Annotated in this window: 11 protein-coding genes; all 11 read left to right on the top strand. The window is 32.7% G+C overall.

The window, feature by feature from the left end:
• Positions 1-1,608: an MBL fold metallo-hydrolase gene (locus CBM24_RS21705; RefSeq protein WP_088162705.1), complete on the top strand. Its 1,608-nt coding sequence runs from the start codon at positions 1-3 to the stop codon at positions 1,606-1,608.
• A gap of 17 nt (positions 1,609-1,625) precedes the next feature.
• Positions 1,626-3,266 carry a cyclic peptide export ABC transporter gene (locus tag CBM24_RS21700; protein WP_088162704.1) on the top strand — a complete coding sequence of 547 codons (1,641 nt, stop codon included), beginning with the start codon at positions 1,626-1,628 and terminating at the stop codon, positions 3,264-3,266.
• Between the two features lie 18 nt (positions 3,267-3,284).
• Entirely contained in the window at positions 3,285-3,977 is a 693-nt protein-coding gene (locus CBM24_RS21695) for a thioesterase II family protein (protein WP_088162703.1), read from the top strand.
• A gap of 77 nt (positions 3,978-4,054) precedes the next feature.
• Positions 4,055-5,140 carry a hypothetical protein gene (locus tag CBM24_RS21690; protein ID WP_232475600.1) on the top strand — a complete coding sequence of 362 codons (1,086 nt, stop codon included), beginning with the start codon at positions 4,055-4,057 and terminating at the stop codon, positions 5,138-5,140.
• A 6-nt stretch (positions 5,141-5,146) separates the two neighbouring features.
• Positions 5,147-6,280: a hypothetical protein gene (locus CBM24_RS21685; RefSeq protein WP_088162701.1), complete on the top strand. Its 1,134-nt coding sequence runs from the start codon at positions 5,147-5,149 to the stop codon at positions 6,278-6,280.
• A 33-nt stretch (positions 6,281-6,313) separates the two neighbouring features.
• Complete coding sequence (locus CBM24_RS21680; RefSeq protein ID WP_088162700.1) at positions 6,314-8,728, top strand: penicillin acylase family protein; 2,415 nt, start codon at positions 6,314-6,316, stop codon at positions 8,726-8,728.
• Positions 8,721-9,083, top strand: coding sequence for a hypothetical protein (locus tag CBM24_RS21675; protein WP_088162699.1), 363 nt, complete (start codon positions 8,721-8,723; stop codon positions 9,081-9,083). Before CBM24_RS21680 ends, CBM24_RS21675 begins: the two co-directional genes overlap by 8 nt.
• Complete coding sequence (locus tag CBM24_RS21670; protein WP_088162698.1) at positions 9,080-11,191, top strand: aminotransferase class III-fold pyridoxal phosphate-dependent enzyme; 2,112 nt, start codon at positions 9,080-9,082, stop codon at positions 11,189-11,191. The genes CBM24_RS21675 and CBM24_RS21670 overlap by 4 nt, the downstream gene beginning before the upstream one ends.
• 528 nt (positions 11,192-11,719) lie before the next feature.
• On the top strand, positions 11,720-14,152 hold the full coding sequence (locus tag CBM24_RS21660) for a TonB-dependent receptor (protein WP_088162696.1): 2,433 nt from the start codon (positions 11,720-11,722) through the stop codon (positions 14,150-14,152).
• 57 nt (positions 14,153-14,209) lie between these two features.
• Positions 14,210-15,673, top strand: a complete 1,464-nt coding sequence (locus CBM24_RS21655) for a PfkB family carbohydrate kinase (protein WP_088162695.1) — start codon at positions 14,210-14,212, stop codon at positions 15,671-15,673.
• Positions 15,673-16,644, top strand: a complete 972-nt coding sequence (rfaD, locus tag CBM24_RS21650; RefSeq protein WP_088162694.1) for an ADP-glyceromanno-heptose 6-epimerase — start codon at positions 15,673-15,675, stop codon at positions 16,642-16,644. Before CBM24_RS21655 ends, rfaD begins: the two co-directional genes overlap by 1 nt.
• Positions 16,645-16,674: the final 30 nt, after the last annotated feature.

Below are 16,674 nucleotides of genomic sequence, written 5' to 3'. Positions count from 1 at the left end.
ATGAACAATTTAAATGATAAGGTTTGGTATACCAAACCTAACTTAGTTATTGAACCACTTTATGATAGATGGTATGCATGGTCTCATCTCATTTCTCCTGCAACCGCAGCTATGAATATTGTTGGACGTCATCTAAAAATTATGAATTCTTATATTCAATCGCCACAAATTCATGATGCTGCTGTCAAAAATCCCAAAATGTTAGGTGGTCCATTTATGGATTTCAAAAAAAATAGAGTTAATGACATAATCCTTCTAAAAAATCAAACTGAAGAACAACAAGCAAAGAATATTGAGTTTGCAATGGCAGTAACAGAGCTCGATAAAATGTTAAAGAAAGAAGCCAAAGGGTATTCACTTGAACAGTTATACCCTAAAGTTCCTGATCTACTTAAGGGATTGGTTGAACTAACTTATGATTTAAATAACAACCCTTCGTTTCGCTTTTTTGAGCCATTGTTATACAAAAGTGAGTTTTACCGGAAGGACTCACAAAGTATAGCTTTGTGGATAACGAATAATGATGAACGCCCATTTTGTCTAAGTACACCAAGAATTGACGATCCCGAGGTTATACATCTTCCTATATCTTTTGACCACCAAGGTATAGATCTACTCAGTAAAATGAAAAGGAATGGAGGCAGTATACATGAGGTGTGTGAGATGCTTAATGTTCCAGACAATGAAAAAGAATTATTCTTCAATTTCTTTACAGACCAGCCTCTACCTACCTATAAAAGTTATGAAGGAAAGAATACAAGAATGAGATATTTCGGACATGCATGTATATTGATCGAAACACAGGGTCTAAGTATTTTGCTTGATCCATTGATTAGTTACTATGGATATCCGTCAAATGTTGATCACTTTTCTGATTTGGATCTACCCGATGTTATTGATTATGTATTAATAACACATAATCATCAAGATCATATTTTATTTGAGACTTTATTACCGTTAAGACATAAGATTAGGAATATTGTTATGCCGCGAACAACTACAGGAGCATTACAAGATCCGAATCTTAAATTATTATTTACTGAAATTGGTTTTGATAATGTTATCGAATTGGATGATATGGAAAGCATTGCTTTTCCAGATTGTAAAATAATTAGCTTACCATTTACAGGAGAACACAGTGACTTAAATATACAAGCCAAAGCATGCTTTTATGTTGAAGTCGGAAAGAATAAATTTTTGTTTGCTGCTGATTCAAGAATTTTAGAGCCACAGTTATATATAAATATTCAAAAGATTATTGGCGATGTCGATGTGATTTTTTTAGGTATGGAATGTGATGGCGCGCCATTAACATGGCTTTATGGCCCATTGTTGACCGAAGATTTACCTCGAGATAAAGACCAATCTAGACGGCTGGCGGGTTCAAATTTTGAAAAAGGAATAACGTTAGTCGATATTTTTAATCCCAAAGAAGTTTATGTTTATGCCATGGGGCAGGAGCCTTGGCTGGAATTTATAAGTACGGTTAAATACACTCCTGAGTCGAATCCCATAATTCAATCCGATTTACTCGTGGAAGAATGTAAAAAGCGAAATATGATTGCCGAGAGACTCTATGGAGAAAAGGAAATATTATATAATAACTAAAAAAATATCTTTTCTAGATGAAGAAGCTATCCAAACTAGTATTACCAATAATAGGCTATAGAAATGCTATTTCTTATATTTTTCTTGGTATTCTAACAGGTGTTTGCAGCTTTTCGTTTATAAATCTGATTACTAAAGTTGTTGGATTTATCATAGATGGAAAATTGAATTCTGTCAGTAAAGATTATATATTGTTATTTGCTCTGGTGATCTTAGTTTACGTTTGGGGAAGAAGGCAATTGGCATTAACGAGTATGGATATTTCTTTACAGATAAGTTGGACATTGAGAAAGAAGATTCTGAGACTACTAATAGATTCAAATTATTATAAAATTTACGGTAGTCTCACTAAGATCCAAACCTCTATTTTATCAGATATCAATGTGCTAACAAATGCTTCCCTTAGTATTATAGATTTTACGATTTCATTATTTGTTGCCTTATCTGTGTTAATTTACCTTTCGATGATCTCTGTTAAATTGTTTTTAATTACATTAATTGTAACAGCAGTTGGAGTTTTTATTTATTATTTTACGTCTAAAAATAATGTTCATAATTTAAATAAAAATAGATTAATAGAAGATGAATTTCAACGAAACCTAAATACTGCGATATTCGGTTTAAAAGAAATTTATATTGATCAAAGAAAGGGAAATTATCTGTACAACGAAAGTATTCTAAAAAATGCAAGAGAATCCCTTTCTTTTGGTTTGAAAGCAGGAACAGCGTTTATAAACTCGCAGATGACTGGTCAGGTACTCTTTTACGTGTTGATTGCAATGATTTTGCTTGTTTTCAGTTTCTTATTATCTCTAAAAGCATCAGATGTTGTGACATATGTCTTTTCTTTAATTTATTTATTAGGATCTGTTGAGTCGTTGATGACAAATCTTCCGGGACTATTGAAGGCAAGGGTTGCCGCAAATAAGATTGAAGAATTAACATTTTCTATGGAGGAGCTGCTGCTATCACAAGAAAATGCCAGCAGCTCTTTCCCAATAACTGGTTCATTTACCACCTTAGAAGTTATAGACTTAACATTTAACTACGGAAATGATAAAAAATTTCAAATAGGGCCAATAAGGTTTTCGCTGACTCGCGGGGAGATTGTTTTTATTTATGGGGGGAATGGTAGCGGTAAAACAACTTTAATCAATGCTATCCTGGGACTTTTTCCTTTCACAAATGGATGTATAAAAATGAATGGTAATATCGTATATCCCAACATGGATGAGTATTACCGCTCCAATTTCAGTGTAGTTTTAAATGATTTCTTTTTATTCGATGAAGTTCTTTCTTATGAGACGGTCGATACGGTATTATGGGAATATTATTTAAAGCTATTTGAGATTGCGCATAAAGTTCAAATGATTGGTAATAGATTTTCTACTTTACAGTTGTCAACCGGCCAAAGAAAGAGACTTGCATTAGTTATTGCATTAATCGAAAAAAAACCTGTTATCGTTCTTGATGAATGGGCTGCAGATCAAGATCCCTACTTTAGAGAGAAATTTTACTGTCAAATCTTACCTGAGCTGAGTAGCAATGGATATACTATTATTGCGATCACCCATGATGAAAAATATTATCATTATTGCAATCAATTATTTAGAATGGAAGAGGGATTGCTATATAAGGAAAAAATAAATTTTATTTAATGTCAATAACTAAAAATTATGGCTCAAATTTTTTTAATTCATTTTGCCGGAGGAAGTTTCTATTCCTTCGATTTTTTAAAACCTTATTTGACGAACCACGAATTTATACCGATTGAGCTACCCGGTCGAGGAAAAAGGATTAAAGAACAGTTAATTACAGATTTTTCATTGGCCGCAACTGATCTATGTAAACAGGTGGAAAAGCATGTTGAGGGGAAAGATTTCATTATTTATGGGCACAGTATGGGAGCATATTTATCATTAAAAGTAGCGTCAATATTGGAAACAAAGGGATTAAAACCAAAAAGTATAATTGTGAGTGGTAACATCGGCCCGGTGAAGAAAGATAGCAATAAATTTAGGCACTTATTGAGTGATCAGGAACTACTTCTGGAACTAAAAGAAATAGGCAGTGAATCAGCTTCGCATTTTACGAACAAGGAATATAGAGAATTTTTCCTTCCAATCTTAAGGTCTGATTTTCAAGTGGCGGAGAAAAACAATCCGTCTGATTTCGATGTCGTGTCCATTCCAATTATTGCTTTAATGGGAAATAAGGAACACTTTAACGAGAAAATTGATAATTGGAAGTCTTATACATCTTCCGAATTTAGCTGGCATATTATGCAAGGCGGACACTTCTTCATCTATAATGCTGCTAAAGAAATTGCGAAACTAATGAATACCATCCTCTTACCTTCAATAGCATGATAAGTAAACACGATTTTCTAAAATATATTATTCAATGTAATTCAACCTATAACAAATCTGAAATTGATTCGGTATTAATGCTAGATAACGAAAAGATGAATTTTATTGGGGATTGTTGTTTCAGGTTTAATAAATTTCGTTATATAAATGATTATTTCCAATGCTCTGAAATTATACTCAATTATACAAATGATTCAAATAAAATTTTATACGAAACATTGTTAACTAATAACCCTTATATACGGCTTGAGAATAAGAATTGGGATTCAATAAATTTTGAAGATTATGATATCGTTTTTGTAATAGCTCATTCTGAAGATCAACTTCTTGAGTATTTGTGCCTTCGTTATCAGGACGATATTATGTCAAACAAATTTTGTGCAAAAATTTACTCAATTTCGAGTGTTACATTAAAAAAGGAGGAATATTCCAACTTTGTTTTTCCTGAATATCCTAAAATTTTAGATGTTGTCAAAAATTTGGGACCCGGCGAGATTTATTTAGAAACGGATGAAATCGACCAAGGCGAGGGTTGGTTTTTAGAGCAAGGTGTAAAAGAAGGAGACAAAGTGTTTGTAATGGTGGATTCGTCTTCCGCACGAAGTAAGCTAATGAATTTGGTAGAATACTTTGAGTTATTAAAGTCGCTCCTGCAATTACCAGACGTAAAATTATTAATTTTTGATGAAAACAAGATTGGAAAAAAAGCCTTTTATAAAGAGTGGTTAGGAGAAGATCTAATCTCACGATTAATTGTTAGTGAAGGAAAATCATTGCGATTTAACATTTCTCTACTAGGTTCTAGCTTTATTACAATGATTTTTGGCCCATGCACTGGTATTATGCATTGTTCTTCCAGTGTATATAACCATTTTTTTAATAAGGGGATGAGTATCGAAATGATGCCCTTAATGATAGTGTATACCGGCATATATGAAGCTCCTGAAATGGGGGTTGATTTTTGGTGGGGAAGCTCGCCATTAATTAAATGTTTGTTGCTAAAGACACAAAATAACCAAAATATGCTTCTTCAACTCTCTCAATTAAGCGGAAATATGTCTAATAACGAAAATAACGCTCTTCCATGTAGTGAATACAATAGCAATCAGCTCTTCGGATTTATAAATAGAGAACTGCTCTTTAATAAAAGATATTTAAGCTAAGAACTTATGGATTATAATACTCTTTACGCAGCAATCGATAAGGCGTATACTCAATTACAAAATAAAGCCCAACCTAAAATACTGGTACTATTCACCGAGCAAATTACGCTTTTAGGAGACTGTTGTCTGATCTTTGATAAATTTCGGCATGTCTGCAATTATTACAATATTAAACATCTGGATATAAATTTTTTGGGGTGGCAAAATACACGGTTTATAGAGTCACTACTGCCTGGAAACCCTTATATTAAAACCTTTTCAATATTGTCCTCATTAGAAGAAGTAAAATTAAAACATTTTGATCTGGTTTTATTGATTTCATCAGATGAAAGCAAATTTTTGGACTCACTATACAACCAATACTTTTTTGTAAACACATCTAACGATTGGAAAACTGCAGTTATATCCCTATCTGAAACTGTTCTCAAGCCAAACGTTAACAACAAATTTGTTTTTTCGACAGATATTAAACTTAAACAATATTTGAGCGCTCTGCATATTTCAAAGATATTTTTGGATGACAGGGAAATCGAAAGTGCTGAGAACTGGTTCAATAATGAAAGTGTAAAGGATAATGAAAAGCTTGTTGTTTATGTCGATTCCTCAGCAGTCAAAAATAAACTGTTGAAGCAAGAAGTACAATTCGATTTATTAAAAAAGCTTTTATTGGAGGATCCCTTAAGGAAAATATTAATCTTTGATGAATTAAATATTGGTAAACAAAGTTACTATAATATTTGGTTAAATTCTAGTTTATCCAGTCGTCTCATATTTGCCAATGGAAATTCGTTAAGGCATGATTTAAGCCTACTTAGTTCAAGAAGAGTTGAACTTATTATTGGACCGTGTAGCGGGTTAATGCATTGTGCTTCGTCTATCTTCAACGCGCTAATAGAAAACAACAAGTACATTTCCTATCCTAAAATTATCGTTTACACAGGAAATTATGGTTCAGAACGTTATAATATTAATTTATGGTGGGGTGCGTCGCCACTCGTAAAATGTCTCTATATTCAAAAAAATAACACGATTGGTGTGCTATTGGAACTGCCTTCTGGTGAACGAGATGATATTCCCAGACTCTCCACCGATCATTATACTGCTGAAATGCTCATAAATGCTTGCAAAGGTAGATCATAAAAACCTATTATTCACTTTATCACAGAAACATAAATGAAAAAAGTATTTGACCAGATATTTTCAATAGGCATCATTGTAATATTAATATTTATATTGTCAGATCGATTTTTCATGCTTCCCCCATTGGGAAGGGTACTTGATCCTTATGTCGGTATTGTTCAAAATGAAGGAGATACTGATCAGAATAATGCCGTAAAAGTAGATTTTAAACTTAAAGATAGCGTAAATATATTTTTTGACGAGAGAATGGTACCCCATATTTTTGCGAACGATTTTTCCGACTTAGCTTTTGCGCAAGGATATATTATGGGAAAATTACGATTGTGGCAAATGGACTTTATCGTTAGAAGTACAAAAGGAAGCCTGTCTGAAATTTTATCAAAAGATTATTTAGATTTTGATCGTAATCAACGTAGATTGGGATATCTCATAGCGGCAAAAAGAACATTACAACACATGGAAAAGGATCCTGCTATGAAAAATATTTTGGAGTCTTTTACTGCAGGTGTAAATGCGTACGTGGACGCGCTTGATGATAGACAAATGCCAATTGAATTTAAAATGTTAGGCTATAGACCTGAAAAATGGACAAGTTTAAACACTGTTCTTGTAATGAAATCAATGATTGGCAATTTATCAGGTTACGAAGAAGATGAGAAGTTAACCAAATTAAAAAAAAACCTGTCTGAAGGTGACTTCAAAGAGCTGTTTTCAAGTCCAGCAGAGGATATTGAGCCATTAGCTAGATACGAACATAATAAATTTCTAGACTTATTAAACGATTCGTTAGGCTTGGAGTATCTAGATCATATTCTTCTTCATGAAATAAAGGATGAAAGTCAAGTTGCGTTTAATCCAAATTTTGGAAGCAATAGCTGGGTAGTGGGGCCTAAGAAAACAAAAAGTGGATCTCCGATTTTAAGTAACGATCCTCATTTAGGCTTGAGTTTGCCTGCGATATGGATTGAAATGCAACTTGTTTGTAAAGGAATGAACGTATATGGGGTAACAATACCCGGTATACCCGCAATACTGATCGGATATAATAAAAAAGTCGCTTGGGGGATAACAAACGGTGCCATGGATGTAAAAGATTGGTATAAAATGAAAATATCATCAGATTATTCTAAATATTTTATTGACGGGAAGTGGCAGAATACATCGATGTTTATCGATACTATTAAAGTTAAAAATGATCAATTTTTTATTGATACTACATATTATTCGTGCCATGGACCTATTGTATATGATAAGAATTTCAAGCCTCAGTCGAGTTTGAATAATCATGCACTTCGCTGGCAATTACATGAACCGTCGAATGATCTTACTGCATTTATGATGATTAACCAATCACATAATATGGAAGAGTTTAAAACGGCAATTTCAAATTTCGAGGGAACGATGTTAAATTTTACCTTTGCATCCACAAATGGCGATATAGCGGGCTTCTTGCAAGGAAAGTATCCTATAAAATATATTAATCAGGGAGCATTTATTTTGGATGGCACGACATCAAAACACTTGTATAAGAATTACATTCCAGAAAAAGAACTTCCACATGTTGAAAATCCCTCTAATCAAATTATAATTTCCGCAAATCAAACTCCTACAGATCGGTTCTATCCATACTATTATAATGGTTACTTCATTGAAAATAGAGCAAAACAAATTATGTCTCGTTTGAACCATAATAAGCAATTTGATCTTAATATGATGAAAGATATTCAGCTAGACAATGTGAGCTACTTTGCCTCTTTATCGGTTCCGGTTTTACTACAATACGTCGACCAAAAAAATCTTAATGAAAGAGAGCGTAATGTAATTTCTAGATTAAGTCATTGGGACTATAGTTTTAATTATGAAAATGATATTGCTGGATTTTATTATCTGTGGTGGGAAAACCTAAAGAAACTAACATGGGACGAGTTCAAAACTTATGGTAAAAGTCCTAATGATGATGTGTTATTAAAATTGATTAAGACAAAACCAGATAATACCTATTTCGACGAAACAGAGACAACGGAAGTGAAAGAAAATGCGGCGGCGGTTGTATTGAAAGCATTTAGGAACGCAATATCAGAATATGCTGAAGAGGAAGATTTAAATGGTACAAAATGGGGCACACATAATCCTGTTAATTTCCATCACCTTTTGAAGGTGAAGGAAATGAGTGAGTTAAGAGTCTTTTCTTCAGGACATCCTGATGCAATCAATTCAATATCGAAAACCTGGGGACCATCTTGGCGTATGATCGTCGAATTACATCAAAATGAACCTGTGGGTTACGGAATTTTTCCAGGCGGGCAATCCGGAAATCCCGGTTCTAAATATTACCGAAGTAATATCACTGGCTGGAACCAAGGGAAATTTTATAAACACAAATTTTTTCAATCTGCACAATCTGCATCTAATGGTTCGGAGCGTAAACTAACATTATACGATGAATAGAAAAAATAATCTCATCAAAGTGGCCATTTTAGTTTTTTTTATAACCTGTGTTAGTAAGCAAATCAACGGCCTGGAATGGTGGTTTTACGTTATACCATTGTTTTTTATAGGAATTTTCTATAGGAATTTGATCAGCGGAATTTGGATATTTTTTATAGGCTTTTTAACAAATTTTGTTCAGTGGATTTTATCAAATATTTTTTTTTATTTGATAAAATCTGGTGCCTTAATTGATCAATATAGCTTCACTCATGTTTTGCTTGGTTTATTTGTTTCCGGAGCAATCGGTGGACTACTTTCTGGATTAGCTCTATATGCAGGTAAGAACTTTCTCAATAATAATATAAGGTCATGACACAATTTCAATCCACTCAAAAACATGTAGATACATTATCTTTATTGCAAAAAAACGTAAGTTTAAAAAGACCTGCTTTTATGTCTTCTTTTAATACTTTTAATTCGCTTTATCTTGAAGTTGCTGATTTGCTTAATGACCTATTGTGCCAAGGGCGTGGTGATAATCAATATTCTACATATTTCTGTAACTCTAGTATAGAAGCAATTCATTCAGCAGTTAAGATTTCTCGACATGCTCTTACGTCAGGTGGTGTTAGGGCTAGCTTAATTACTACAATATTGTATGATCCAGAAAATTATTATTCTTATTTATTTGACCAAAGCTTGAACGATGGGAAAGTACTAATACCGAATTTTTTCAGAATAAACAAAAGTTCATGTTTTAAAAAGATTTACGAAAATGAACCCGTGATTGTGATTTATCCATTGCGCGAAATCCTCAATATTGAATTAGATGATATTCTTTTGGCTAAGAAAAAAAATAATATTATTAAAATTTTGGACGTTTCTCAAACATCCGATTTTGAAAAGCAATTAGGTAAAATTAATATATCTAATTTTGACATCGTGATTTGGGGTAAGAATCTGACTCACGGACTATTTCCATTTGGTGCAATTTCAATTACATCTAAAATTTATTCAGTTTGGAATTCTCAAAACACCTATGGACTACATACAAATACATATGGAGGCAATTCTATTGCATTAAGTTGTGTTAAGGAAATACTGCAAAGAACACACCATAATATCCTTGATAACAATTTGTCAATTAGTGAGCAGAAATACTCGAAACCAAAATTACCAAAAAAGCATTTTCCTCCTACAGGATGTATAAATTCCTATGCAGTAATACCTATGTTAATGATCACGTCGCATGTTGTCTTTGAAAAAGCATCTGGTAGTTTTCTGTTTCTGAAAAATCCCTTAAGTAAACGGATCTTAGACTGTTTCGGTGGAAGTGGATGTAATTACATTGGGCATAATAACGAAAAGTTTCTCTTTTCTGTTTTCCAGAGATTTAAGGAAGGGATTGACTATATTCAAGAACTACAAAACTTGATGTTTAACAGAACAGGACTTCCGAAAATTATCCAAGCAGTTAGCGGGGCAGAAGCGGTAGATAATGCTATTCGAATAGCGCTGACCGCAAACTCTAAAAATGGAAAGATAATCTATTTTAGAGGTAATTTTTCGGGCAAATCATTGATATCAATTAATTTGACTTCTGGAGATCATACCGTATTTGGGCCATTATATGAGGACAAAATCGAATTAGATGCAAATAAAAGTAGTATCATAAAGGATTTCGAAAAAGCCATTTCGAATAATGATATTGCAATGGTTTGGTTTGAGTTTATACAGGGCAGAAATTTAACTGCACTTGATATCGAATTGATAAAAGTAATAGATGAAAATCGAAAGAAATATAACTATCTCATTGGAATAGACGAAATTCTTAATGGGATCTATAGGACAGGTTCCTTTCTAAGCAGCGGCAATTTGATTAAACCAGATATAGTTACTTTTTCAAAAGCTCTTAGTGCCTCTATTTTCCCAATATCAATTACTCTATTTTCTGAATCTGTCTATAATGATGCAAAATCAAAAAACGAAGATTTGGTAAACATGCTAGAAAGTCAATTCAAATCTCAATTATCTGCACATTTTGCATTTCAGCTCATTACCTATATTGAAGAAGAAAATCTTTCTGAAAATGTCAAATCAATAGAGGCTTATATCAAAAGGAATAAAAATGGTTTATTAAAGAGATCTTGGAACCTGAAAGATATACAGACTTACGGTCTCCACATTAAGCTTGACTTCCATTATAATAAGTTCCCTTTCAGTCTTTTAGGGAGAAAGCTTTCGGACACACTTATAAGTCATGTTTTTTTTAATAAAACCGGTGTTTTATGTGTGTCAAATCGTCTATTACCTCCCTTAAATATCAGTAAGGAAGAAGTTAAGATCCTAATGAATGGAATAAAAACTGTTTCGAGATACCCACGCGCAGGATTTTTTTTGTTAGGATTAAAATTACTCTTCATAGAAAGATATCTTTTATTTAAGGCTAATGTTCATGCGAAAAAAAAATTAAAAATCTAGTTCATGTACTTAAAGTAGGAAATTTTTCCTACCTTTATTTACACAAAAAAATAATTGCAATTATAAACTATGGGAATTAATAATGTGCTGATCAACTATAAAAGTAGAGATTTTAAGTTTTTCAATCAAAGACAGGACCAGTCCGTTTCGTGGATGGTTAAGAACAAATGTAATTATTTGATAATAGCAATTTTTTCGTTCAGCGTTTATTCCTGTGATTTTCAAACGTCGAAAAAGGAAAGTGCTGGAGAACATGTTAATCTTAGCGGGCACAACGAAAATATAGATGAGGTGTCTTCGACTTTCGACACGAACGAGTTAATAACATATTTAAAGGCAAGAAAATTGATAAATGATTATGACAATTATAACGTGAGATTTACCAACAGTGGTATCTATATAAATGATGAACGACAGCCAGATGAACTCTTTGAAAATCTTATGAAGAGGTATAAAATAAATAGTCGAAAATCTTTTGATATACGGCACTCGGTCACTACAAACTAAATACTGCTAAATATATATATTATGATTAGAATAATTACAGTTTTGGTACATATAATACTTGTTTTTTTTGTTGATTTCGTTTATGGACAGAATATTAATGGCCGCGTTTTCGATTCAAATTTAAAGGCTGTTCGGGGCGCGAGCGTTTATTTAAATTTGGCAGAAAAAGGAACAATTGTAAAAGTCGAGTTAACTGATAGTGCGGGAAGATTTCTATTTAATAATGTAAAGAAGGGGAATTATGAGTTAGTCGTATCATATTTGAATCAAAAAACGAATTATGATAAAGTAGTTGTGTTAGATAAAAATGAAGACTTAAATGTGCAAGATATAATCCTAAATAATGATTTAAGACTTAGCGAAGTTGTGGTCCAAGGAAATAGGCCTTTAGTTGAACAAAAAATAGATCGCACAATCGTGAATGTAGATCGACTTGTAAACACAGGTAGTGGCACAGCACTTGATGTAATTGAAAAGTCTCCAGGACTAAGGGTCGGTGAAAATGGTGAAATTTCGCTAAAAGGGCGGGCCGGGGTAACAGTGTATATCAATGATAAGCCTTCTAATTTATCTGGCTCCGATCTCGAAAATTACCTACGCTCTCTTTCCAGTTCATCTATAAAGCAATTAGAGATTATGACTAATCCACCTGCACAATATGATGCTGCAGGGAATGCAGGTGTATTAAATATAAAGACAAAACGAAATAATAGTGAAGGTTTTAATATCGGACTAAACCTTAACATGACTCAACATAAATATACATCAACTATTAATAATATTAATTATTCATATCAAACGGAAAAATATAATTTTTATGGTAATCTTGGTTATTCAAATAGAAATGGTTTCTCAGATTTAACCATTGAACGTAAATACTTTAATGATGATCAAACTTTTAAATCGTTTTTTAATCAAAATTCAGATTTAAGAAAAATGGGATATGAATTTCAAAAGAGTATCGGATTTGATTATTATCTATCCCCAAAGACAACAATTGGCGTAGTTTTAAATGGTGTTTATAGAAAACCGAAATTGAAATTTGCAAATACGAGTGAATTTAGAAATCTGGGGTCAAAAATAGATTCTGCCACACATTCCAATAACTCAGAAAAGGGGAAATTTTTAAATGGGTCTATAAATATGTATTTAAAACATGAGTTCAATGAAAAACAAAATATTTCATTCGATGCGGACTATTTGAAATTTAGCTCCGATAATAACCAGGATTTTAAAAATATAAATTATGACAGTCAAAACAATATATTATCGAATGAAAACTTATTGGGATATCTAAAGTCTGACATTGAAATACGTTCATTAAAAAGTGATTATAACCATTCGTTTCCTAATTCGATAAAGTTTTCTGCGGGTGGAAAATTGAGTTTTACTTCAACGGATAATATTGCAGATTACTATAATATAGAGTCAGGAACCAAAGTCATAGACTTTGATAAGACGAATAGTTTTAAATATAAGGAAAATATTCAAGCATTATATTTCAATCTACAAAAGGAATATAAAAAATTCAATGTTCAATTAGGTCTGAGATATGAAAGGACGGAGTTAGAAGGACATCAATTAGGTAATTTGCATAAACCTGACTCATCTTTTAGTCGATCATATGGTAGTTTCTTTCCTACTATATATCTTATGTATACAGTAGATACGTTGTCTAATCATCAACTTAAATTGAATTATGGACGTCGTATAGATCGTCCGTATTATCAAGATTTGAATCCCTTTTTAACCCCAATTGATAAATTTACTTATTTGGCTGGAAATCCTTTTTTATTACCGTCATTTTCTAATAAGATTGAATTAGGGTATACATTTAAGAAAAGATCAACGGCAACAGTTGCTTATAGTAAGGCAACCAATCAAACTAGTGAAACTATCGAGATTAACAATGGAATATATTACAGTAGGCCAGGGAATATTGGTTCGACCGAGATTTTAAGTTTTTCAGTTGACGGAAACTACGATTTAAAAAAATGGTTAAGTTTTCAATTTTTTACTAGCATAGATTATCTCAAAGCAAGAGGGCCCTTTTATGGTGGTTATTTGGATATTGATGGAGTTAATGCCTATTTGCAAGCTTTGAGTATAGTCAAACTTCCGAGGAATTGGTCGATTCAGGTGGACGGAAATTATCAAACTGATGTAGTCAATGCCCAATTTAAATACAAGCAAAAATGGGCGTTAAACCTTGGATTAGCCAAAAAAATAGGAACCAGATCTAATTTGCGCCTTGCAATTAATGACATATTTTATACGAATATCAATCAAGGTATTATACGAAATTTAAATTTAGCAGAAGCGAGTTATAAAAATGTGGGGGATACCAGAAAAGTTACAGTAAGCTATTCAATTCAGTTTGGAGGGGGAAAAAAGAAGGTGAGAGAACATATTGCTGATGGTGCAAATGAGGAAAAGGGTAGGGTAAAACAGTAAATTCAAGTTTATAGGAGAAAAAAGTAAAGAAATATAGCGTGTTAAAAAGAGGTTTCGATGAACTATTATAATATAATTAATGAATTTCAAAATTGTTCAATTCTAGTTATAGGCGATTTAATGTTGGATAAATTTGTAATAGGAAACAGCTCGAGATTAGCTCCAGAAGCTCCCATAGCTGTCGTGGATGTTCAGAGTACCAAAGTAGCACTAGGTGGGGCTGCAAATGCGGCTTTGAATTTCAGGTCCCTCGGAGCGCGAGTAAGTTTTTTCAGCATATGTGGAGATGATCAAGAAGCTGATTTAGCTGAGCGACTTCTTGCTAATGAAGAGATTGAAACAACTTTACTTCGAAATACAGCGTTTAAAACTAACTTGAAAACACGTGTAGTTTCTGACGGTCAGGTACTTGTGCGTTATGATGTCGGATCGAAAGTACAGCTTGAAACGAAACTTGAATGGCAATTTATCAACTTTTTGGAGCAGAATTTTTGTAAATACGATATGTTAATAATTTCGGATTATAACAAAGGGCTCTTTTCAGAGAATATAATATCGAAGTTGGAGCAATTAAAGCAACAATACTGCGTTTTTATTGCTATCGATTCAAAAAATCTGACGGCGTTTAGAAATATTAATCCTGCAGTTGTTAAGCCGAATTATTCTGAAGTAATCAATGCTTTACAGATTAGACCGGAAAATGATAATAGAATAGAGCAATTGAAAAATCTTGGAAGTGAACTTTTTGGAAAATTTAATTCAAAAATCATTACGGTCACTCTTGATAAAGATGGCGCAATGTATTTTGTTGAAGATAAATTTGAGTGCAGAGGTTTTGCATATCCGGTTGACTTCCAGCAAGTGTCTGGAGCTGGCGATGCTTACTTTAGTGCAATGACACTTTCTTTGTTTGTCGGTGCATCGATTGAAGAAACTGCAGAAATTTCATCTGCGATGGCAGCTGTTGCGATCTCTAAAAAGGCGACAGCATTTTGTTCTAAAGATGAGTTAGTGGCATATTTTGCGAAAAATCAGAAAATGATATACGACCGTGTGCAATTAAAATCTTTGGTCGAACTATATAGATTGCAGGGCAAAACGATTGTTTTTACAAACGGTTGTTTCGATATTTTGAATAGTGGGCATGTTAGTTTTTTGAGGAAAGCTAGAGAACTGGGAGACATATTGATTTTGGCGGTAAACGATGATGAGAGTATAGCTAGAATAAAAGGTGAAAGCCGTCCTATCAATACGCTGGAGCAAAGGATAGATGTGCTTTCGGGTTTGAGTTCAATCGATCATATATTTACATTCGGGGAATTGGATGATTCACCGCTAGAGTTTATTCATATCATAAAGCCGCAAATTTATGTTAAAGGAGGTAATTATGATAAAAGCGATCTAGAAGAGTCGCCCTTGGTTGTACAGAATGGGGGAGATATTGTCATTATTCCCTTAATTCCAAATGTCTCAACTGCCAATACAATCGGTAAAATAATGAAAATTAATGAGATAGACTAATGTGTAATAAGAAAATTTTAATCACTGGTGCGTGTGGTTTTATTGGTAGTTGTATGGTAAGCTACCTTAATAGTAAAGAATTGGATAATTTAGTTTTGGTTGATAATTTTATTGATAAAGGGAATAAGAATTTACAGGGTAAAAAATTTGCTGATTGCATCGAACCTATTTCTATTTTTAATTGGATTGCTAAAAATAAAAATGATATAGAAACTATTATTCATTTAGGAGCTAACACGGATACCCAAGAATTAGATTATCGAGTCCATAAAATTTGCAATGAGTTATTCACAAAAAAATTATGGATATATTGTAATATTTATGGTATTAAATTAATATACGCTTCTTCTGCAGCTACATACGGAACCTGTGAAGGAACATTGAAAGACAACCATTCTGAAATAGACCTATTAAAACCTTTAAACCCCTATGGTCAAATTAAAAACGAGATTGACAAATGGATTTTGAAGCAAAATTCATATAATCCCGAATGCATTGGATTAAAATTTTTCAATGTATATGGTCCTAATGAATATCATAAGGGAAGTATGGCAAGTATGGTTTATCATTGTTATAACCAAATAATTTCAACAGGAAAGGTTCAATTGTTTAAGTCTTACCATACCAATTTTGAAGATGGTGCTCAATCAAGAGATTTTATATATGTTTTGGATATTGTAAAGATTATTTACTGGATGTTGTCTAATAAGATTCCGTCTGGGATATACAATATTGGCACTGGGCAATCGAAAACTTTTGCTGAATTAAGTAAAATTGTATTTAAAGGCATGTCGATTAATCCATCAATTGAATATATTGAGATGCCATTATCGTTAAGAAAAAGATATCAGTACAATACTTTGGCTGATATTTCGAAATTAAGATCACTTGGGTATGATAAAAAACTTTTCTCCTTGGAGGAAGGAATAGATGACTATTTATCTTTTTTAAAAACTAATAGATTCTATTAATTTATAAAACGGGCAAGCGTTTCCAAGAAT

It is taken from the genome of Sphingobacterium sp. G1-14 (genome assembly GCF_002196555.1).
Lineage (GTDB): Bacteria > Bacteroidota > Bacteroidia > Sphingobacteriales > Sphingobacteriaceae > Sphingobacterium > Sphingobacterium siyangense.
The sequence above is the reverse complement of the archived record's forward strand: the minus strand, read 5'-3'. Positions and strand labels throughout refer to the sequence as shown.